20 protein-coding genes are annotated in these 21150 nt (G+C 67.7%); 15 read left to right on the forward strand and 5 right to left on the reverse strand.

The window, feature by feature from the left end; all coding sequences use genetic code 11:
- The first annotated feature begins 12 nt into the window (after positions 1–12).
- From VNF71_08700 to VNF71_08750, 11 genes are all read left to right on the forward strand, one after another.
- Positions 13–672 carry a TetR/AcrR family transcriptional regulator gene (locus VNF71_08700; protein HVA74631.1) on the forward strand — a complete coding sequence of 220 codons (660 nt, stop codon included), beginning with the start codon at positions 13–15 and terminating at the stop codon, positions 670–672.
- A gap of 6 nt (positions 673–678) precedes the next feature.
- Entirely contained in the window at positions 679–2169 is a 1491-nt protein-coding gene (locus tag VNF71_08705) for a hypothetical protein (protein ID HVA74632.1), read from the forward strand.
- A 32-nt stretch (positions 2170–2201) separates the two neighbouring features.
- Complete coding sequence (locus VNF71_08710) at positions 2202–2957, forward strand: gluconate 2-dehydrogenase subunit 3 family protein (GenBank protein ID HVA74633.1); 756 nt, start codon at positions 2202–2204, stop codon at positions 2955–2957.
- A complete protein-coding gene (locus VNF71_08715; GenBank protein ID HVA74634.1) occupies positions 2954–3844 on the forward strand; it encodes a hypothetical protein in 891 nt (296 codons plus the stop codon). Before VNF71_08710 ends, VNF71_08715 begins: the two co-directional genes overlap by 4 nt.
- A gap of 1 nt (position 3845) precedes the next feature.
- Complete coding sequence (locus tag VNF71_08720) at positions 3846–5651, forward strand: GMC family oxidoreductase (GenBank protein ID HVA74635.1); 1806 nt, start codon at positions 3846–3848, stop codon at positions 5649–5651.
- 88 nt (positions 5652–5739) lie between these two features.
- Positions 5740–6336 carry a TetR/AcrR family transcriptional regulator gene (locus VNF71_08725; protein ID HVA74636.1) on the forward strand — a complete coding sequence of 199 codons (597 nt, stop codon included), beginning with the start codon at positions 5740–5742 and terminating at the stop codon, positions 6334–6336.
- Positions 6333–7259: a haloalkane dehalogenase gene (locus VNF71_08730; GenBank protein ID HVA74637.1), complete on the forward strand. Its 927-nt coding sequence runs from the start codon at positions 6333–6335 to the stop codon at positions 7257–7259. The genes VNF71_08725 and VNF71_08730 overlap by 4 nt, the downstream gene beginning before the upstream one ends.
- 3 nt (positions 7260–7262) lie before the next feature.
- On the forward strand, positions 7263–8783 hold the full coding sequence (locus VNF71_08735) for a sulfatase-like hydrolase/transferase (GenBank protein ID HVA74638.1): 1521 nt from the start codon (positions 7263–7265) through the stop codon (positions 8781–8783).
- Positions 8784–8812: 29 nt separating this feature from the next.
- Complete coding sequence (locus tag VNF71_08740; GenBank protein HVA74639.1) at positions 8813–9646, forward strand: thioesterase family protein; 834 nt, start codon at positions 8813–8815, stop codon at positions 9644–9646.
- A 1-nt stretch (position 9647) separates the two neighbouring features.
- Positions 9648–10451 (forward strand): alpha/beta hydrolase, encoded by an 804-nt coding sequence (locus VNF71_08745; GenBank protein HVA74640.1) that lies wholly within the window; start codon positions 9648–9650, stop codon positions 10449–10451.
- Between the two features lie 10 nt (positions 10452–10461).
- A complete protein-coding gene (locus VNF71_08750; protein HVA74641.1) occupies positions 10462–11601 on the forward strand; it encodes a zinc-binding dehydrogenase in 1140 nt (379 codons plus the stop codon).
- On the opposite strand, the gene VNF71_08755 is transcribed toward VNF71_08750, so the two are convergent.
- Together VNF71_08755 and VNF71_08760 are read right to left on the reverse strand one after the other, a co-directional pair.
- Complete coding sequence (locus VNF71_08755; protein HVA74642.1) at positions 11585–12196, reverse strand: hypothetical protein; 612 nt, start codon at positions 12194–12196, stop codon at positions 11585–11587. The two genes, VNF71_08750 and VNF71_08755, sit on opposite strands and share 17 nt — an antisense overlap.
- A gap of 29 nt (positions 12197–12225) precedes the next feature.
- The gene (locus tag VNF71_08760) at positions 12226–13236 is read right to left on the reverse strand and encodes a YihY/virulence factor BrkB family protein (protein ID HVA74643.1); all 1011 of its coding nucleotides are present in this window, start codon (positions 13234–13236) and stop codon (positions 12226–12228) included.
- Between the two features lie 118 nt (positions 13237–13354).
- Between VNF71_08760 and VNF71_08765 the strand changes: the two genes are divergently transcribed.
- The 4 genes from VNF71_08765 to VNF71_08780 all read left to right on the forward strand — a co-directional run bounded on the left by VNF71_08765 (position 13355) and on the right by VNF71_08780 (position 17556).
- Complete coding sequence (locus VNF71_08765) at positions 13355–13957, forward strand: hypothetical protein (GenBank protein ID HVA74644.1); 603 nt, start codon at positions 13355–13357, stop codon at positions 13955–13957.
- Positions 13954–14415, forward strand: coding sequence for a hypothetical protein (locus tag VNF71_08770; GenBank protein HVA74645.1), 462 nt, complete (start codon positions 13954–13956; stop codon positions 14413–14415). The genes VNF71_08765 and VNF71_08770 overlap by 4 nt, the downstream gene beginning before the upstream one ends.
- Positions 14416–14439: 24 nt before the next feature.
- Positions 14440–16233 (forward strand): acyl-CoA dehydrogenase family protein, encoded by a 1794-nt coding sequence (locus VNF71_08775; GenBank protein ID HVA74646.1) that lies wholly within the window; start codon positions 14440–14442, stop codon positions 16231–16233.
- 99 nt (positions 16234–16332) lie between these two features.
- On the forward strand, positions 16333–17556 hold the full coding sequence (locus tag VNF71_08780; GenBank protein ID HVA74647.1) for an acyl-CoA dehydrogenase family protein: 1224 nt from the start codon (positions 16333–16335) through the stop codon (positions 17554–17556).
- On the opposite strand, the gene VNF71_08785 is transcribed toward VNF71_08780, so the two are convergent.
- Genes VNF71_08785 through VNF71_08795 form a run of 3 tightly spaced genes read right to left on the reverse strand, consistent with a single transcriptional unit; the run spans position 17557 to position 20929 of the window.
- Positions 17557–18666, reverse strand: coding sequence for a phosphotransferase (locus tag VNF71_08785; protein ID HVA74648.1), 1110 nt, complete (start codon positions 18664–18666; stop codon positions 17557–17559). It lies immediately after the preceding gene.
- 27 nt (positions 18667–18693) lie between these two features.
- The gene (locus VNF71_08790; protein ID HVA74649.1) at positions 18694–19962 is read right to left on the reverse strand and encodes an MFS transporter; all 1269 of its coding nucleotides are present in this window, start codon (positions 19960–19962) and stop codon (positions 18694–18696) included.
- A 1-nt stretch (position 19963) separates the two neighbouring features.
- Entirely contained in the window at positions 19964–20929 is a 966-nt protein-coding gene (locus tag VNF71_08795; GenBank protein HVA74650.1) for a diiron oxygenase, read from the reverse strand.
- Between the last annotated feature and the right edge of the window lie 221 nt (positions 20930–21150).

Here is a 21150-nt window from a genome sequence, read left to right on the forward strand (position 1 = left end):
CCGGAGGAGACCATGAGTCCCAAGACTGGCGTGGCGGCTGTCGCGCGCCGGCCGAGGCGGGCATCGAGCGAGGACGACAAGGCTCGCCGGCGCGAATCGCTGCTGGCCGCGGCCAAGAAGGTGTTCGCGGAGAAGGGGTTCCACGGGACGACGATGGGCGATGTCGCGAAGGCGGGTCGTTCGTCGTACGGAACGGTGTACTGGTACTTCCCCTCCAAGGACGCTCTCTTCCACGAGCTCATGGACAACCAAAAGGAGTCTCTCCGCCGCCACATCCTCTCCGCCGTCGTCGACTCAGCCGGGGCGAACCCGGGGCTGCCCGACCTGACGGCGACCCTGGAGGCAGCGATCCGGGCCACGTTCGAGTTCTTCGAAGCGGACAAAGCGACGGTGAAACTTCTCTTCCGGGATTCGTACGCGATGGGCAACCGCTTCGAGAAGCACCTGTTCGCGATATACGAGGGGTTCATATCGGATCTGTCCGACCTGATCACAGAGGCGCAGAAGCGCGGCGAGATCGTCGAGGCGCCGGCGCACGTCGTGGCATTCTCCATAGCGGCTCTCGTGGGCCAGCTCGCCTACCGCAGGCTGACAACCGACGACGGCCTCGACGCCGGTGTGATCGCACAGTTCGTCGTGAACCTTCTCCTGGATGGGCTGAGACCGAGGTGACTCGCGGTGGTTGACCCCGAACGTATTCCGGTGGTCGTCGCGGTAGGCGAGGCGAGCGAGCGCGAGGCGCTCGTCAGCCCGCTGGACCTGGCGGAACGAGCGTCGGCGGCAGCACTCGCCGGTACCCGCGCCCTGGGTTCCGCGATCGACAGGGTGGAGGTCGTGAGGATTCTCGCCGGTGGCGGACAGGCGCCGGCGTCGGAGCTGGCCGTTCGTCTCGGCATCAAGCCGAAGGCGAAGGCCACGACGACCGTCGGGGGCAACACACCCCAGTGGCTCGTCGGGAGGGCGGCCGACGACATCGCGGCAGGCCGGGTACGCGCGGTTCTGATCGCCGGCGCCGAGGCTTTGCGCAGCCACCAGGCTCGAAGGAGCGCAGGGGCGGCACCGTCGAGCGCCGAGGATCCGCCGGATCCGGTCATCGGGGATGACCGGCCCGGGCTGTCCGACGTGGAGGTGGCGTCGGGTCTGTTCCTTCCGGCACACGTCTATCCGCTCTTCGAGAGCGCCATCGCAACACAGCTCGGGCGCAGTGTCGAAGAGCACAGGGCGGCGCTCGGGAGGTTGATGGCGCCGTTCAGCGCCGTTGCGGCAATGCGCCCGCACGCATGGTTCCCCGAGGCGCTGACGCCCCAGGCGATCTCGACTCCCTCACCTGACAACCGCGTGACTGCGGAGCCGTACACGAAGCGCATGAACGCGGTGATCATGGTCGACCAGGGCGCCGCGGTCGTCGTCACCTCCCTCGCCGTCGCGCAGGAGCTCGGCGTGGCGGACAGTGCCGTGTTCGTGTGGTCGGCCGCCGACTGCTCGGACGTCTGGTTCCCGTCCCAGCGGCCCGACCTGGGAGCCTCGCCGGCGATCGCCGCGGCTTCGGCTGCCGCGCTGGCGGCAGCCGGAGCCGGGATGGACGACATCGCGCGACTGGACCTCTACTCGTGCTTCCCCTCCGCCGTGCAGATGGCCGCCGCGGCGCTCGGCATCGCTCCTGACGACACGCGCGGGCTCACCGTCACGGGCGGGCTGCCCTACTTCGGCGGACCCGGCAACAACTACTGCACCCATTCGATCGCGGCGTTGACCGAATCGCTGCAGGGAGCGCAGGACGGCACTCTCGGGCTCATCACAGGGCTCGGCTGGTACATGACCAAGCATTCGGTCGGGATCTATGGGTCCACTCCCCCGCCAGGCGGTTACCGGCGGGGAGACACTTCGCGCGAGCAGCAACGGATCGACGCCACAGCGCTGGCCGCCGCCGCGGATGCGGGGGACGGGTCCAGAGCGATCGTCGAAGCGACGACTGTCATTTACGACAGGGAGGGCAATCCGACCTCCGCTCCGGTGATCGCCTCCCTGCCCGACGGCCGCCGGATCGTGGCTCGAGCGGCCGAATCCGACCTAGCCGGGCTCGCTGGATGCAACATCGCCGGCAGCGAGGTCCAGGTGTCCGGGTCCCCGCCGACCTACCACTTGGAAACTGACTCGTCAGTCAGTTAGGTTGAACCTGAGCTTCGCTGGGGAGGTGGAGGTTGGCTCAGTGGTCACGGCGGCGTTTCTTGCAGATGGCGGGCGCGGCGACGGGCTCCGGCCTGCTCGGCTGGCGGCTGCCGGCCCTGGCTGACGGAGGGCCTGGGCCCGGCGGGTTCTTGACGGCGGCGGAGATCACCACGCTGAACGCCGCCCTCGCACGGATGATCCCGGCGAGCGGCCCGGGTGACTGGTCGGCCGCGGACCTCGGCGTGGCGACCTACATCGACAACATCCTGTCGGTGTCCTGGTCGGGCGGTTCTCCTCCCCCGGTGTTCGCGGGCGGACCGTACCGCGCCGCCAGCGCAGCCGGCCCAGGGTTCGGTGCCTTCCAGCAACTCAGCCGGGTGAAGGCGAAAGGCTGGCAAGCCCAGATCTCGCGGTGGCAGGGGCTGTACAGGTCCGGGCTCGCCGCCCTTGACAAGGCAGCAGGAGGCAACTTCGCTGCGGTGCCGTCCCCGGTTCAGGACGCGATCCTCGAGAAGTTCGACCTGTCGAACGACAAGTTCTTTGCGGTGCTTTACGACCACACGATGGAAGGCGCCTACAGCCACCCCGTCTACGGAGGCAACACGGGGTACCGGTCATGGCAGGCCGTCGGCTTCGCGGGCGATGTGCACGGCGTGAGGTTCCCGACGGTCGGGTCGCAGGGAGCGTGGAACGTCTACGGCGGCTACGCGCCGGAGGAGATCATCGCCGTGGGGTCATCCGCGACCGAACAGCCCGTTACGGCCTCGTCTTCCCGGAGGCTGCCATGAACCGCCGCGCCGTGAACCGGGAGCGACGTCTCCCCCGCGCCAGGATCGTCCTCGCGATCGTCGCGACCGCGGCCGCCATAGCGTGGGCTGCCGTACCCGCCCGTGCGGCCGGTACCGACCCCACCTCGAGCGACCCGCTCGGCCCGCTGGTCGACGTCACCGCCAACTGGCAGGCGTATCAGCCGAGCTCCGACTTCTGCGTGCACCCGACGGTCTTCGAGGTTCCGGCGACGACCGAGACGGCGACCGGCAGCTCGCCCGCGTGCGCCGCCTCAGGTTTCGCGCCATCGGCCACCGGTCTCTACGAGGTGAAGATCGATACGCCGCCGCTGTGCACTGGATGCCGGCGGCTGTTCATCGACTACTCCGAGATCGCACCGAGCACCTCGACGGCTCCGACATCCCACGGGCACGCCTACTTCCGGCTGATGTCCTTGAACCCGACCTACACGGTCCCGCCGCTCGCGCACAGCCCCAACATCAAGAACCTCACCAACGACCGCCTCGTCGCGCCCCCAGGCTCTCCGGTTTCGGCCTTGACCTCGCAGGTCGACCCCTACGACATGGCATACGCGGCAGACACCGCCAACTTCGCGCACACCGCGGCACAGGGCCCCTACTACGTCGGCCCCGGTTACCTGAACACCGCCGGCCAGTGGGTCCAAGGTGCATACCTCGACGTCGATATGTCGAAAGCGACGGAGTTGCCACAGGCGGAGGCAAACCTCATCCGCTACGCGGCCGGGTTCGACTCCTCACCGTCGACATGCCCCGACTCGGCCGTGTTCGGCCCGACCTACACCGACGGGAACTACTTCTACGGCGGGTGCGTCAACGCGTTCGGTGCGAGCACCCAACCGGGTGTAGACCCGTGGGCGAGTAGCTGACATGGGCGGCACAGCCGACATAGTCGTCGTCGGTTCCGGCGCCGGCGGGGGCATAGCCGCCTACGTGCTGGCCCAGGCGGGGTTCTCGGTAACCGTCATCGAGAAGGGCCCCTGGGCCACCCCTGCCAACTTCGGCGATGACGAGCTTCGCTTCGGGGACCGCAACTTCATCGACCAGGACCCGCTGATAGAGCCTCGCACCTTCAGGGACAACGCCGATCAGGGTGACCACGTGTACGTCGGCGACGTGCTCGACGTGAGCAGGTGCGTCGGCGGCGGGTCGGTGCACTACGGGGCCGTGTGCTTCCGCTTCCGGCCCGAGGACTTCCGCGCTTACAACACATGGGGCAACCTTCCCGGGGCCGCCGTCGTCAACTGGCCCTTGAGCGATGGCGAGCTGGCATTCGGCGCCCCCGGTTCGATCTGGGACTACTACCGGCGCGTGGAGGCGCTGATCGGGGTGGCGGGTGGCCAGACGGCGGGCTCCGCGAGCCCCGGCGCCCAGATCCCGGGAAGCCTCCAGGAGCGCACCGACACGTACCCGATGCCAGGGCACCCGCCCAATTACCCGTGCTCGCTGTTCGAGAAGGCTGCGCTCGCCGCCGGGCTGCACCCGTTCCCCACACCGGTTGCGATCAACAACGGCGGTTACAAGGGGCGGCCGGGATGCACCTACTGCGGGTTCTGCTCGGGTTACGCCTGCCCGATCGAGGCCAAAGGCGACACGAGGGTAACGGCGCTGAGGCTCGCCCAGGCGACGGGGAACCTGACCATCGTCGCGGACACGTTCGTCCGCAACGTCGCAGTCGTGGGTGGCCGCGCCGTCGGCGTGAACGTCATCGACGGCGCCGGCAACGACGACTACTGGTCCGCCACCAAGGCGGTGGTCCTTGCCGCGTCGACGGTCGAGACCCCGCGGCTCGTCCTCAACTCCATCAGGGAGTCGACCCTTCCGGCCGGACTCGTGAACACGGACGCCCTTGGCCGCTACCTGATGGTGCACCACTACCCCGCCGGCGTGGGTGTGTTCGAGGAGCGGGTGGACTACTGGCGGGGCTTCTGGAGCATGCGCTGCCTGGACGACTGGTACTTCGGCCCGGGCGGGGTTTCTGACCCGCAGTTCGGCTGGGGAAACCTGCAGACGATCGGACCGTCGGGCGGGGCTCGCTCGGCCTTCGGAACCGGTGGGCTGATCTCGATGGCCAAGACTGTCGGCTGGGGCCAGACGCACAAAGAGGCGATGCGGTACCTGTTCGGCCACCTTCAGTTCCTGGGCATCATCGGCCAGGACCCACCCGTGGCGACCAATACGGTGGACCTGGACCCGACCGTGCAGGATGTGTACGGCGTTCCCGTCGCGCGGATCACGTACTCGCACCACCCGAACAACGCCGTGGTACAGGCAGCCGCCGCGCCGCTGATCGCCGGACTCCTCGGTGAGATGGGGGCGGTGTCGACTCAGATGGTCATGCCGATCGGGGTGGGGACGGCCATACCGCAGTTCGGGAACCAGGACACCTTCCACATGGGAGCCCTGCGCGGGTTTCCCGACACCGTGGGCGGGCTCGTGAACCACCAGATGGGCACCATGCGCATGGGCGACGACGACTCCACGTCGGTCGTCGACCCGCACGGGCGGGTCTGGGGGGTCCCGAACATGTACGTCGCCGACGGGTCGGTGTTCCCGACCGCCGGCGGATACAACCCGACGTTGACGATCCAGGCGATGGCCTGGCGCACGGCGGACCGCATCGTGGCAGCGCTACGCGGGGCTGGACCGCATGGCGTTCTTTCGCGTCGCCGATGACAAGGCGGGCGTCCAGCTGCAGCCAGCGACTTGACGGGCCGGAGAAACTCATTGCATCAGGAGTGCAACTAGTTTACGATCGCCATCGGTGCCCGATACCGCCGTCGACCGCCGTGTAGCCCGGGGGGAGGAAACCCGCCGGCGGCTCGCGGAGGCGATGATCGCTCTGCTCGAGGAAGGCTCGCCCCAGCCATCCGCGCGGGATATCGCAGAGCGCGCCGGGGTGTCGCTGCGCCTGGTCTTCCACCACTTCGACGACATGGAACAGGTTCTCCGCGCCGCTGTCTCGGTGCAGGTCGACCGGCACTGGAACCGGCTGCAGGCGGTCGACCCATTGCTGCCGCTCGATGAGCGGACAAGCAAAGTGGTCCGCCAACGCGAGACGCTGTACGAGGCGATCGCCCCTGTCAGGCGCGCCGCTGCTCGGGCGGAGCAGTCTTCGCCGACGGTTGCCGCCGAGCTGACCCGGGCGAGATTGCAGCTGCGGCACGGGATCGAGTCGGCATTCGACGCCGAGCTGCGGGGTTCCGGTGCCAAGGAGTTGCTGGACGCCCTGGAGGCCGCAGCCAGCTGGGAGACCTGGGAGCTGCTCCGCGGGCGGATGGGTCTGAGCCGCTCAGCCGCGCGGCGCGTCGTGGTTCGGATGATGAAGTCGCTGCTCGCAGACCAAGGAGGGTCACGTTGAAAGTCCTGCGCACACCGGACGAGCGGTTCTCGCGCCTACCCGGCTTCGAGTTCGAGCCGCACTACGTCGACGTACCGGCCGGAGACGGTGCCGCCGGCACGATCAGAGTCCACTACCTCGACGAGGGTGATCCCGGTGCCACCGAGACGGTCCTGCTGATGCACGGGGAGCCGTCGTGGAGCTACCTGTACCGGAAGATGATCCCGCCGCTCGCCGCGGACGGCATCCGGGTCGTGGCCCCTGATCTCGTCGGTTTCGGGCGTTCGGACAAACCGGCTGACCGCAACGACTACACCTACGAGCGCCATGTCGAATGGATGCGTTCGGCCCTCTTCGACGGTCTCGGCTTGTCCGGCCTCACCGTGGTCGGTCAGGACTGGGGCGGCCTCATCGGGCTCCGTCTGGTAGCTGAGAACCCCGACCGGTTCCGCCGGGTGGTGGCGGCGAACACCGGACTGCCGACGGGCGACATGGACATGGGCGATGCGTTTCTCGCCTGGCAGCGGTTCTCCCAGGAGACACCCGAGTTGCCGGTCGGGGGGATCATCGCCGGAGGCTGCACGACCCAGCTGCCCGAAGAGGTGGTCGCCGCCTATGACGCCCCCTTCCCGGACGAGACCTACAAGGAAGGTGCAAGGCAGTTCCCGCTTCTTGTCCCGACCCGGCCGGACGACCCGGCTGCCGGCGCGAACCGCAAGGCGTGGGAGGTGCTGGCCGGATTCGCCAAACCGTTCCTGTGCGCGTACAGCGACGGCGACCCGATCACTCGCGGTGCGGACCAGCTGTTCCTGGCGCGAGTGCCGGGCGCCAAGGGGCAGGCCCACACGACAATCTCAGGCGGAGGCCATTTCCTGCAGGAAGACCGCGGGCCGGAACTCGCCGCGGCCGTCGCCGACTTCATTCGAACCAACCGGGAGGGCTGAACCATGGGCCGCAAGATCTTGTTCATCACCACCGATCAGCAGCGCTACGACAGCCTCGGCTGCAACGGGGGGACCGTCGCGCGCACGCCGGTACTCGACCGGCTTGCCGCGGAAGGCATCAACTACCGCAGGGCCATGAACCAGAACGTCGTGTGCATGCCGGCACGCTCCACGATGATCACCGGGCAGTACGTCCGGACCCACGGGGTGTTCGCCAATGGGGTGCCTCTGCCGGCCGACGCTCCGAGCATCGCCGCGTACCTGAACGGCAACGGATACAAGACCGCCCTGCTGGGCAAGGCGCACTTTGAACCGGGGATGGACCTCGAAGGCCGCTGGCCCGAGAACCGCATGGCCCGTGATGGCACCTTCGGCCCCCACCGCGGTTTCGACCACATGGAACTGGCCATGCACGGGCCGCTACCGCTCTGGCACTACGGCAAGTGGCTCATGGAGCAGCCGGGGCACTTGGAGCAAGGCTTCTACCAGCTGTTCAAAGGAGGCCAGCTGAACGGCGAGCCCGGCGGGGAGACCGGCGCCCCGCAGGTGGCCATCAACCCGGTTCCGCGCGACATGTACCACACCGACTGGACAGCCGACCGGGCTATGGCGTGGCTCCAGACCCTCGAAGCGGGCGACGACTGGTTCTGCTGGGTCAGCTTCCCCGACCCTCACCACCCGTGGGACCCGCCGTCGTCGGAGCTCGGGCGAGTGAACTGGCGCGATCTCGATCTGCCTGATGCGCACCCGGGAAGCGCGGACGAGTGCCGGCGCATCCTCGAGGAGAAGCCGCACCACTGGCTGGCGTACTACGACGGGTCGCACTCCAACCTCGAGGGCGGCCCTCCGACGTTCGTCCCGGCCGAGATGACTCCCGACCAGGTGCGTGAGGTCAACGCGCTGACCCACATCGAAAACGAGCTGATCGACGAGGCGATCGGGCGCATCCTCGCTTACGTAGACCAGCGCGGCTGGGCCGAAGACACCGACGTGATCTTCACGACGGACCACGGCGAGCTTCAAGGCGACTTCGGGCTGCTCTTCAAGGGGCCCTATCACTGCGAGGCGCTGATGCACCTGCCGATGATCTGGCGGCCGGCGCCGTCCGCCGCCGTTGCGCCGGCGGTCGTCGACGAACCGGTGGGCCAGCTCGATCTCGCGCCCACGTTCGCCGCCATCGCCGGCCTGCCCGCACCCGGATGGGTGCAGGGGACGCCGCTTCCGATCGGTCCCGCACCCGAGAGGGAGCGCGTCATCACCGAGTGGGACAGCCAGTTCCCGACCGAGGACCTGCATCTTCGTTCGATGTACCGCGACGGTTGGCTGGTCACCGCTTACGAGCCGGGCGGGGGCTATGACGGAAGCGAGGGAGAGCTGTACTCGCTCACCGAGGACCCGCGGCAGTGGAAGAATCTCTGGAACGACCCCGGTTACAAGGCGATCCGCGAGGATCTCGTCGCAGACCTCTACGACAACCTTCCACCGGAGCGCGCAGACAAGTTGGAGGTCGAAGCGCCGGTCTGACCGGCCCTGCGGGCTAGCATCGCCGCCCCGTGGATGCCCGCACGTTCCTCGGACTGAACGCGACGCACAACCCTTTCCGGTGGATTCTCCCGGTGACGCAGGGCATCTGCACACCTGGAGGGTTCCTCTTCGGCGGGTGCGGGCTGGGAGCGGCGATCACCGCGCTGGAGGCGACGACCGGCCGCCCCCTGGTGTGGGCGACAGCCCAGTACCTCTCGTACGCGCGCCCTCCCGAAGTTCTCGACCTCGATGTGATCGTGAGCGTGGCCGGCCATCAGGTCACCCAAGCGCGGGTGGTCGGACACGTTGCGGACCGCGAGGTCATCACGGTGAACGCGGCTCTCGGTCGGCGCCACGTCGAGCACGACGGGACATGGGCCGTGATGCCGGAGGTTCCCTCGCCCGAGGAGTGCTCCCGACGGCAGTTGCGCCTGCCTACCGACGGGAACTCGCTCCCCGACCGTCTCGACATCCGCATGGCGCTCGGGCGGAACATGGCCGAGCTTTCGAAGAGCGCCCGACCGGGAGAGGGAATGCCCGACGGCCGCTCGGCTCTGTGGGCGAAGATGCCGGATGTGCTGGACATGTCTTCGGCCTCGCTGGGGATCCTCGGGGATTACGTCCCGTTCGGCATCGGCCAGGCGTTGGGCCTCCCCGCCGGCGGCAACAGCCTGGACAACACGCTGCGCATGGGCCAGCAGGTACCGACCGAGTGGGTGCTCCTCGACGTTCGCGTGCACCAGGTCCGAAACGGGTTCGGGCATGGAGACGTCCATCTCTGGTCGCAGAGCGGCGCGCTGCTCGCGACGGCCAGCCAGTCGGCGATCGTGAGAATGTGGCCGGACATGGCGGGGAGTCGCTGACATGGACATCCCGCGCCGCACCGGTTTCGTGGAGCACGACGGCGAGCGCATCTACTACGAGACGGTGGGAGGCGGCGGAGTCCCGCTGGTGCTGAGCCACGGCGCCGGAGGGAACCACGCCGTATGGTTCCAGCAGGTGACGGCATTCGCTGCCGATCGGCTGGTGGTCACGTGGGACCACCGGGGTTTCGGCAGGTCCACCGATGCCGCCGATCTGTCGGGGCCGCTGGTCGCGGCCGGAGACCTTCTGGCGGTTCTCGACGTTCTCGGGATCGAGCGGGCGGACCTGGTCGGCCAGTCGATGGGGGGCTGGACCGTCGTCGGGGCGGCTCTGGCGCGACCCGGACTGGCCAGGAGCCTGGTGCTCGCGGACACCCTCGGCGGTTTCACGTCCCCCGCCATCGAAGCCGGGTTGTCGCAGAGACCGCTGGACCCGCTCGGTTCCCCCGACGTGCTGGGTAGACACCCGGCGCTCGGGTCTGGGTTCTCCGAACGCGAACCCGAGAGAGCCCACCTTTACCAGTGCCTCGGTCAGATGGGCAGCGCCGACTCCGCTGCCGTCATCCCACGGCTTCTCGCTGTCTCCCACGACACCGCCGAGGCCCAGCGTCTCACCATGCCGGTGCTCTGCATCGCAGGGGACAAGGATCCTCTCTTCCCGCCCGCTTCGATTCGCGCGCTGGCGGACCTGCTGCCCGAAGCACAGTACGTCGAGATACCCGGCTGCGGTCACTCCCCCTACTTCGAGGATCCTGCCGAGTGGAACTCGGCGGTGAAAGCCTTCTTGGAATCGATTGTCGGTTAGCTTCGGGGCCATGCCCACCGACGTACCGGAAACCTGCCTGCAGATCCGTTCCCTCGTGACTCCGGAAGCGACGGTGGAGTTGTCACTCCAGACCGTCGATGTCCCAGAGCCGGGCCCGCGCCAGGTGGTGGTCCGCGTCGAGGCTGCCCCGATCAACCCGTCCGACCTGGGCCTGCTCTTCGCTGGCGCGGATATGGGTTCGGCGTCGACGGCCGGCTCGCACGACCTGCCGGTGGTGATCGCGCCGATCCCTCCTGCGGCCATGCGGGCAATGGCAGCGAGGATGAGCCAATCGTTGCCGGTCGGCAACGAGGGAGCCGGCACCGTGGTCGCCGCTGGTTCCTCGCCGGAGGCGCAGGCGCTTGTGGGCAGAACCGTTTCGCTGGCAGGTGGGGCGATGTACACCCAGTACCGCTGCGTCGACGCCGCCATCTGCCTCGTGTTGCCGGAGGGGACGAGAGCGGCGGAGGGGGCGTCGTCGTTTGTCAACCCACTGACCGCTCTCGGCATGGTCGAGACAATGCGGATGGAGGGCCACACCGGCCTCGTGCACACGGCAGCCGCCTCGAACCTCGGGCAGATGCTCAACCGACTGTGCATCGAGGAGCGGATCCCACTCGTGAACATCGTCCGGAAGAGCGAACAGGAGGAGATCCTGCGATCTGCCGGCGCGACGCACGTGTGCAACTCGTCGACTCCTGGATTCATGGACGATCTCACTCGTGCCCTGAAGGAGACCGGCGCGACCCTCGCCTTCGACGCCGTAGGCGGGGGGACGCTGGCGAGCCAGATCCTCGCGTGCATGGAGGCAGCAGCCAGCTCCACCGGCGGCGATTACAGCCGCTACGGCTCATCCGTGCACAAGCAGGTTTACATCTACGGCTCGCTCGACCGCGGTCCTACCGAGCTCACTCGCAGCTTCGGGTTCGCGTGGAGCCTCGGCGGTTGGCTGCTCACTCCGTTCCTCCAGAAGATCGGGATGGAAGCGATGGCACGGCTGCGCGACAGGGTCGCGAGCGGTCTGCAGACGACTTTCGCCAGCTCCTACACGGCAGAGGTATCTCTCGCCGGCGCACTCAGCCAGGACGCCATCGCCAACTACGGCCGGCAGGCCACAGGTTCGAAGTACCTGATCAATCCGAACGGCTGAGCAACCCCCGCCGGGACGCGAGGCGCTGCCCGAAACGGCCGACGATCAGGGCGGTCTCCACCGACGCGATGACGAGGATGTACAGCGGGAAGGCAGCATTCGCGGTCGTGAACCGGTCGATGGTCAACACGGTGATCAGGGCGTTGAGCGCTGCTGTGACGTACGCGGACACCGACTCGCTTTCAGGCGCAACCCAGGATTTTCGCAGTGTCGGTATCGCCGCAATCGCGTCCGCCGCGATGGACGCGACGACGGCCACTGTCCCGTGGCGGGTTGCGAGCCAGGCGACGAGCCCGGCGGCGGACAGAGCGCCGCACAGCCAGTCGAACGGACCGATCCGCCACGCCAACTGCCGGTTGCAGAACGACGCGACGAAGATCGCCAAAGGACCGAAACCCACCACGAACGTCATCAGCGAGCGAAGCCCGACCCCTGCCTGCACCTCCGCCGCGAAGGCGATCAATGGAGCTACCCCCCACATGAGCCAGGTCACCCGATTCGGCTGGGTGACTCCCCGAACCGTGTCGCGCAGGTACGACAGCATCCCTGCCATGCCGATGACCGCGCCGAGGATCACGAAGTGGACGTCGAGCACAGCAGGTCATTCTTACGCCCGGGCGTGAATCAGCGTTGTGCGCCGTCTCCGCGCGCGGCTCTACCAACGGGCTCCCCGCGCTCGACCGGCTCGTCGAGATGGACGTCGACCACCTCGGGCCGCCGTCTTTTCTCCTCTTCGACGTAGATCTCGTAGGCCTTCTGGTCACCTTCAGTAAGGGGGGGCTGGACCAGGCTGCGAGGCCATAGCCGCCGGGCCCGGACCACGTCGATCTCCAGCGCGTACATGGTGAACTGTGCCTGCATGTAGATCCACCAGAGGAGGCCGATCACGAAGGCGAAAGTCCCGTAGACCTCGCTCGCGTTCTTCAGTTCGTGGGCGATCAGGAAGGTGCCGAAACCCTGGAGGATCTGCCACAAAACCGCGGCGATCACGGCCGCGAGCCACATGTCCATGCTCCGGATCGATTTCGCGGTACCCAACCGGAAGCCGAGCCAGAACGCGCCGAAGTTGATGATCAAAGCGACCGCGTAAGCGGCGATCCGCAAACCGATCGCGGAGTGGCTGCCGGACCCGAAGCTCGAGAGTGCGGTGCTGAGCACGATCCCGATGCCAACCGCGAAGATCATCCCGAAGCTGCGGAGTGTGTTGAACGGGAACCCGGGCCGTTCGGATTTGGGGACGTTCCACGCGTGGTTGAAGGCGTTCTGCGCCGCCGATGCAACTCCCCTTGCACCGTAGAACGTGCCCACCAGCCCGAGGCCGAGGCCGAGGCCGGTCCGGTCGAGTGAGTGGACGTTATTCCGGAGCTGAGTGCCGATTACCGGGAAGTTCTTGAGAGCGGAATGCAGGACCCGATCCTGGAGGTGCGGGTCGTGGGCCAGGACAATCCCGAGGACCGTGACCGCCACGAGCATCAGGGGGAACAGGGAGAAGAACCCGTAGTAGGCGATCAACGCGGCCTGGTTGCCGGCCTGGTCGTCGCCGTACTTCTTGACAACCGCGAACGGGAACGCAGCCCAGGGATGCCGTTGCTGGAAGCCGTCCAGCCCCCTCAGCACGGCTTGCACCTGTTCCATTCACGCGATGTACCCCGCGCGGCGGCGGATCTACCGGCCCCGGTAGCTCGGTCGGCACGCGCGCGAACTCAGCCAGCTAGTCTCGGATCTGTAGGAGATTCCTGGAAGGGGGGGGCAAATGGTCGACATCGCCACACCGACGCCTGCGCGGCCGGAAGCTCCGGCGGTGCCGGAGTTCCAGATCGTCCCGCTGGCCGGCCTGCCCGTCGTCGGGCTCGTGCTCGTCGGGCTCGTCGTCACTATCGCAACGAACAAGCAGTGGGCCATCGACTTCTTCCACGTGGTCGCCGGGGGGATATGGACGGCGCTCGACTTGTTTCTAGGGTTCGTTATCGGACCGATCCTCGGACGCTTGTCGATACCAGCCCGTATCGAGTTCACCACACGCCTCATGCCGAAGATGGTCCTGATCATGCCCACGGTGGTGGTCTGCACGCTGGCAGCCGGATGGCAGCTGGCCCGCCACCTCGGTTACCTGGCGTCCAGCGATCCGCACCACGGTTGGATCGTCGCGTCCTTCATCGTCGTAGCGGTCATGGCGGTGATAGCCCTCGGACTGCTGGAGCCGGCGAACGTCGCCGTCCTGTTCGAGTTGAAGAAGCCTCGCCCCGACGGCGAGATCATCGCCAAGCTGATGAAGCGGTTCATCATGACAGCGGGAATCACCGGCGCCATGCAGGTGGCCACGCTCGTGATCATGACCAAGGTGGCCTCGTCGTGAGCAGCCATCCCGCCGACGTAGGAAGCTCCTCGCCGTTGCTCGATCGCAAGCTGCCGCCGGTCGCGGAGCTCGTCGTTCTGTCGCTCGCGATGATGCTGTCGGGTGGGGTGTACCTGGCCGCTTCGCTGCCGAAGCCACCGGGACTGGCGCCGGTGGTCGCCCTGCTCGCCGCTGGAGCGGCCCTCACGATGGTCGCGGTGGTCATGCTGAGCAGAGTCGGCGACTTCGCATGGGACAAATTCTTCCTGGTCGCGAAATGGGCCCTGCTCGCCTACGCGATCATCGCCGGCATCCTCGGATTCGTGTTCGTCTACGACCACACCCGCGGCGGCACTCTCGCCGTGCTCCTGTGCACGTTGGCCGTCTTCGCGGTGGACGTCCCGACCATCATCGGCTTCACCGTGGCCCGCTACCAGGACCCTGGAAGCACGTCCACATTACAAGTATTGCCAGATTGATCGTCTTGGCGTAACATCTCGGGTGTGGCCGACTACCTGAGCGAACCATTCGACCGACTGCCCTTCGGCAACCCCGACAAGGCACGTCGGTACGCGACCGAGAGGTACAGCGGTGCCGTCGGGCTGAACTGGTACACGTCTGACCCCACGCTGCAGTTCCTGATGAGGGTCCACCTCGGGGACGCCGGCCTCGCGTGGGCGCAGCCGCATCTCGAGCGTGTCGGCGCGCTCATGGGCGGCCCGATCGCCGAGCGGGCGGAGATGACCGACCGTGAGCCGCCTCGGCTGGAGAAGTACGACCGCTGGGGCCGGGACGTGAGCCGGATCGTCCACTCGGCGTCGTTCCGGGAGTCGAAGGCTGATCTAGTTCGCGATTCGTTCACCTCGGAGGCGTTCGAGAAGACGGCAGGTGAAGCGGGAGTCGACGCCCGTCCGCTCGCCGCGGCATGGAGCTACATGCTCAACCAGGCCGAGATCGGGATGATGTGCGTGCTCGGGACGGGTCTCGACATGGTCGTTCGCATGGCCGAGCGGTTCGCACCCGACGATGTCAAGGCGCGGGTGGCCGAACTCGCGGCCAGCGGCAGCGAGCTCGCCGGCGAAACGGCGCAGATGTTCACCGAGCGCACCGGCGGCTCCGACCTGGCCGCTCTCGAGACGACCGCCACGCCCGCCGGTGACGCCTGGCTGCTGAACGGTTTCAAGTGGTTCGTGTCCAACGCGGACGGTTCCGCGTACGTCGTGCTCGCCAAGCCCGTGGGTGCTCCGGACGGAACCCGCGGGGTCGCCCCGTTCCTGGTCCTTCGCGAGAGACGGGACGGAACTCGTAACGGCGTGCGGATCCGACGGCTCAAGGACAAGCTCGGCACGAAGGCAGTTGCCTCCGCAGAGGTCGAACTGGACGACGCGGAGGGATTCCTGCTGGCTCCCGGGTTCTCCGACTCATCATCTTCGGGGACTTCGCACGACGGTCATGGGCTCAGCCGGATGATGGAGCTCACCAACGGTGCACGGCTCGGCATCGCCATGATGGGTGTCGGCGTAGCCCGGCGCGCCCTGGTGGAGTCGTTGTGCTACGCCCGGACCCGCGAGGCCTTCGGTGCCGCGCTGATCGACCAGCCCCTCATGCAGCGCAAGCTGGCGGAGATGATCGTCGAGTTGGAGGCGGCCCAGGCGCTCGCATTCGACGGATACCTGGGGCCCCGCTTGCGCATCGGTGCACCGCTCATCAAGCTGCGCTCTGCTCGCCTCGGCATCACGGCAGCGAGCGACGCGATCGAGATCCACGGTGGCAACGGCTACATCGAGCAGTGGCCGGTGGCTCGTCTGCTCAGAGATGCCCAGGTGAACACCGTCTGGGAAGGCGCCGACAACATTCTCTGTCTCGATGTCCGCCGGGCGATCGAGAAGAGCGCAGCGCACGAACAGCTTTTCGAGCGGATCGAATCCGCGCTCTCGGGGGCGGGGTCCGAGTGCGGCGAAGCCGCCGAGCTGGTATCTCTTCGCGCTGCACAGATGCGAGAGGCCGTCGGCGCGTGGAAGAAACTGGAGCGGACGGTGGCCGAGGCGCGGCTCTTCCCTCTGGCCCAGTTCATGGTCGACGTCTACGCCGGCGCGCTTCTGATCGAGCAGGCGGGACGCGAGGCCCGCCTGGCGGGCAGCGCCGGCGGCTCCGGGGCGCGGAAGTCGCTCGTCGCCCGCCTGTACGCGCAGTCGCACCTGGCGGACCAAGGCCCGCTTCGCGGCGTGGACGCGCCGGCAGAAGACCTCGAAAGGTTCAAGGAGCTCTGCGACGGCGCGCTCGTCGACCCGCGATGATCAACCGGTGAGCCTCTGATCTGCGGACTAGTCCCTGCATCACTGGTAAGGGACTTCTGCCCCTATCCGGGGCGAGTCGTTGGCCACTACACATGCCCCATGCCCTACGCGTTCAGCGAAGCGGGACTCGCCGTCCAGCAGCAGGTCCGCAGGTTCATGGAGTCCACGATCTACCCCAACGAGGACCGCTACTACGAGGAACTCGAGAGCGCGCCCGACGGCTACCCGCTTGTGATGGACAAACTGAAGGCGGCGGCCATGGAGCGCGGCCTTTGGAACCTGTTCATGCCCGATCTGCAGCCGAACGGCCCGGGGACCCGCCTGTCCAACGTGGACTACGCGCCCGTCTCCGAGATGCTCGGCGGGGTCGGGTTCGCCTCCGAAGCGCTCAACTGCTCCGCCCCCGACACCGGCAACATGGAGATCCTCCACCACTACGGGACGGAGATCGTGAAGGAGCGGTGGCTGGCCCCGCTGCTCGCCGGGGAGATTCGAAGCGCGTTCTCCATGACCGAGCCGGACAGCGCTTCATCGGACGCCACGAACATCGGATTGCGGATCGACCGGATGCCGGGCGGTTACCGGCTCAACGGTCGCAAGTGGTTCAGCTCGGGCGCAGGGTCGCAGCGCTGCAAGGTGCTCGTGGTCATGGGCAAGACCGACCCCGGCGCGCCGGCGCACCTGCAGCAATCGATGGTCGTGGTCCCCAAGGACACCCCCGGCGTGACCGTAGGCATGCGCCCGACCGTCTTCGGGTACGCCGAGCACGGCGGTCACCCGGAGGTGATCTACCGTGACGTCGAGATCCCCGACGACCATCTGCTTGGCCAGGAAGGTGGCGGTTTCGCCATTGCGCAGGCCAGGTTGGGCCCGGGCCGGATCCACCACTGCATGCGCTCCATCGGCGTGGCCGAACGAGCGCTCGAGCTGATGGTCACACGCTCGCTCGAAAGGCACGCTTTCGGATCGAGCATCGCCCACAAGGGGCTCATCCAGGACTGGATCGCCGAGTCGCGCATAGAGATCGACATGGCTCGCGAGTACGTCTTGAAGACGGCGCATCTCATGGACACCGTCGGCAACAAGTCAGCCGCCACGGAAATCTCCGGCATCAAGGTCGCCGTTCCCAACATGGCGCTGAAGGTGATCGACCGGGCCATCCAGGTGCACGGAGCCGCGGGGCTCACGCAGTTCACCCCGCTCGCGCAGATGTACGCGCACATGCGCTCACTGCGGATCGCGGACGGGCCGGACGAGGTACACAAGATGACCATCGCCCGACGGGAGATCCGCAAGCACCAGCCGGCGTTCCGGATGCACTGATCAGATAGCGGTCGCCGCGTCCAGGTCGAGCGCGTGCCTGGCATGGCGGTGGGCCATGACCATGAACATCTCGTCGCCGCGCTCGGTCCGCTCGACGAGCATCGAAGCCGCGATCGCCATGATCAGCCCGGACCAGGTGCCGCGCCTGTAGTCGTGCCAGCAGCGATCCCATCCGTAACCTTGCACGCCCGCGGCAACCAGGCGGTCGTGGTACAGCCGCACCAGCCCCCCTTCGTGGGCCCGCCGGTCATCGAGCAGGAGCCCCGCCCCGATGAAGTAGGCGACGTCCGCCAGCGCGGGCCCGTGGGTGACTGTCTGCCAGTCGAGGACGGTCACCGACGCGCCCGTCCCCTCACCCGGCTTGCTGCCCGAAACGGCGGGTGATCCGGCGAAGAGGAGGTTGTCGAGACGGTAGTCGCCGTGCACGACGGTCCACGGCTCGGTGTCGCCGAGGATGAAGTCCGACAGCTTGGCGAACAGCTGGTCGCCCGCCTCGTGCACCTCCGGACCGAGCGACTCCGCATAACGCTCGCGGAATCCGTCCCACAACTGAGGTAGCAGACCCAGGTAGAACAGCTGCTGGCCCGAACGGTCGCGGTGGAGCCACGGCAGCTCCTTGAGCGACGGGTCGTCCCACAGTGGCGCGTGCAGGCCGACCAGCTCGTCGATGGCGGTGACGGCGTCGGCGTGCGAGCAACCGGCCAGCTGGTCCCCGGGTTGGGCCGGGCTCAGGTCCTCGAGCAGCAGGACGAAGCTGGCTGTCTCGACTTCGATGTCCGCGTAATAGACGCGCGGCGTGCGAACGTCGAGGCGGGGGGCGAGCTGCTGATAGAAGCGGACCTCGTTTTCGTAGCTGCCGAGGGACAGGGCGGTCGCGCGGCTGATGGGGTCGGCCGAGGGGAGCTTGGCGATGATCGATCGGGGTGGATCGGTCCGGATGTCCGGGCCCGGGGCGTACGTCAGGATGAGACGGAAGGTGTCGCACATCTGTCCTGTGCCGACCGGGGCGGTGTCGACCGACTCGACTTTCACGTCCCCGAGCGTCTCGGCGAGGGCTGCAGACAGCCAGGCGGGCGTCAGGGAATCTGGGGTGTCAGCGATGCTCGGCACGCCGAGACATTACGTATTCCGCGCGGGCTACGACAGGGCAACCGCCGGGACGCCGGCGCCGGCTGTCTCGTCGACGTCACGCCCGCTCGTCTCGGGGAGGAGCAAGGCCACGACGGGGATCGCCACCAGCGGGCCCAACGCCAGGATCCCGACCGCATCAGAAAGGCCCTTGGTCCCCGCGATCAGAACGCCGCCGGCGACGAAGCCGACGCATTGCCCCATCACCTTCGCGGCTCCGGCCGTCGAGTTGCCAAGCGCCCGAAGGCTCGTCGGGAACAGCTCGGTCCCGTACGCGCCGAGCGCGGGCCAGGCGCCGAACCCACCGACGTACGTGAGCGCGAGCGCGCCGAACAGCTCAGGCGCGCCGTGGGCGATGAAGAAGAGCAGGTAGGTTCCGGTGACGCCGGCGGCGAGGAAGCCGCAACCCACGGCCTTGCGCCCCAGGCGGTCGCTCAGGGAACCGGCGATGCCGAGTACGGGTATCGCCAGCGCTCCCGCGGCCACGAGGATGAGGTTCGCGGCAGACGTCGAGAGGTGGCGCTGAGACTCGAAGAAATCGATGACGAAGACCTGCGCCTGGGTCGTGAGGTTGATCAGAAAGGCGATCGCGCACACGAGGAGGAGACTGCGCAGGTGCGGAGGACGCGCGATTTCGGCCCACCTCGACCACGCCTTGGTCTCGGCGATGCGCAGGTATCGACTGCTCTCGGGAAGCCGCCGGCGCAGCCACACGGCGACGAGAAGGACTGGAACGGCGGCGCCGTACAGCCACCGCCAGGAGATGCCGAGCGGTGCGAGCACGACCCCGTACAGCAACGACCCGAAGCCGGCGCCCAGGATGTCCAGCGTGGCAAGGAAGCCGAACCCGAACCCACGTGCCCCCGCCGGCAGTTCTTCCGCGATAACGGTCCAGGTGAGCGAGATCTCCGTGGCAAGGAAGAGCCGCGCCGCGAACTGGAACCCCGCGAACGCGCCGATGGTCGGTGCAACGGCCGTCGCCGCGGTCGCGATGGTGTAGCCGGTGATCGACACCAGCAGCACCCGCCGGCGACCGTGCCGGTCCGCCCTTCTTGCGACGAAGATCGCGGGCAGGGCCCCGAGATACAGAAGGCTCAGCCACAGCGAAGCCGAGGACTGGGAGAGCCCGAAGCTGTGGCGGATGTGCGGAAGGGCGAAGATGACGACGTTGAGGTCGTAGCCCTCGAAGAAGCTCGCCCATCCGAGCAGCGCCAGGAGCTGCCAGTGCGACGGTTCGAGCAGACGGGCGGGCTCGAGCAGTTTCCCCAGCCGGCTCACCTCAGGTACCTGAGCCGAGGCCCAACACCCGCCAGAGTCGCCGGTACGCCGGCGTGAGAAGCCCGACCTCCTCGCACAGGCGCCGCACCTTCTGCAACGACTCCACCGTCGCGGCCCGATGCTCGGGGTTGTAGGTGTAGGCCAGATCGAGGACCGACGCCGGGATCGCATAGTCCGCGACGATCTGGCGCGACGGGCGGAGCATCATCTGCGCCATGGCGGCGAGGATCAGCGGCGCTCCGACGGCGAGCTCGGCGCGGCGGAACCGGCTGAGCTGCGGTACCCGGCGCTTGAGATAGTGGCGGGCGAAGGACAGGTGCCGGGCCTCCTCGGTCACGTGGATGCGCACGATCCGTTCCACCAGGGGATGGGCGATGCCGGCGCGCAGCCGCTGTCGCTGGACGTAGTCGATGGGGTCCTCGCCCCCGAGGACGAACATGAAGAACAGCGGGGGGAAGATGCGGGCGAACGGCGCGACGAGCAGCTCGGCGGTCACCTTCATCCGGGCGGGCAGGCCGTCGACCGGTAGGCCGCAGCGGTCGACGAACTCCTGGAACATCATGGTGTGGTGGGACTCCTCGGCCACCTCGTGGTGCAGGTACCGGAACTCCGGCCGGTGGTTGGGAAGCCAGAAGGCGTAGGCGAGGAGGCCTCGTTGGAGCACGTTCTCGAACTCCCAGCCGGTGCGCATGGCCGTGGCGATCCGGTGCAGGCCGATCCTCGCCTGGATCTCCGGCGGCTGCCGGCGGTACCAGCCGGTGTCGGTGAGGGGATCGAGGGTCACCGCCGCCCATCGGGCCCCGCCGGGGTCGATCTGCAGCGCCTCGGCATCCCAGTCCACGTCGGCGAAGGCGTCGAAGTGCCGCTCGACGGACTGGCGGCTGAGCCGCCGCACCAGCGCGTCGAAGGCCGTGTCGGTTTCGATGGTGGCGGCCATGGGGTCCTCCGTGGTGGGGTCCTCGGGCATGATTATGTCATCAAGCAATGTAACAGTAGATAATGGTAACGTCAAGGCCCATGGAGTACCGCGTCGACGAGCTGGCCAGGGAAGCGGGGACGACCGTGCGCAACGTCCGCGCCTACCAGGACCGCGGCCTCCTGCCACCACCCCGGCGGGAGGGGCGGATCGTCCTGTACTCCGAGGCCCACCTGGCCCGCCTGCGCCTGGTGAGCGCGCTTCTCGAGCGG

Source organism: Acidimicrobiales bacterium (assembly GCA_035533095.1).
In the GTDB taxonomy this organism is placed as follows: domain Bacteria; phylum Actinomycetota; class Acidimicrobiia; order Acidimicrobiales; family Palsa-688; genus DATLUM01.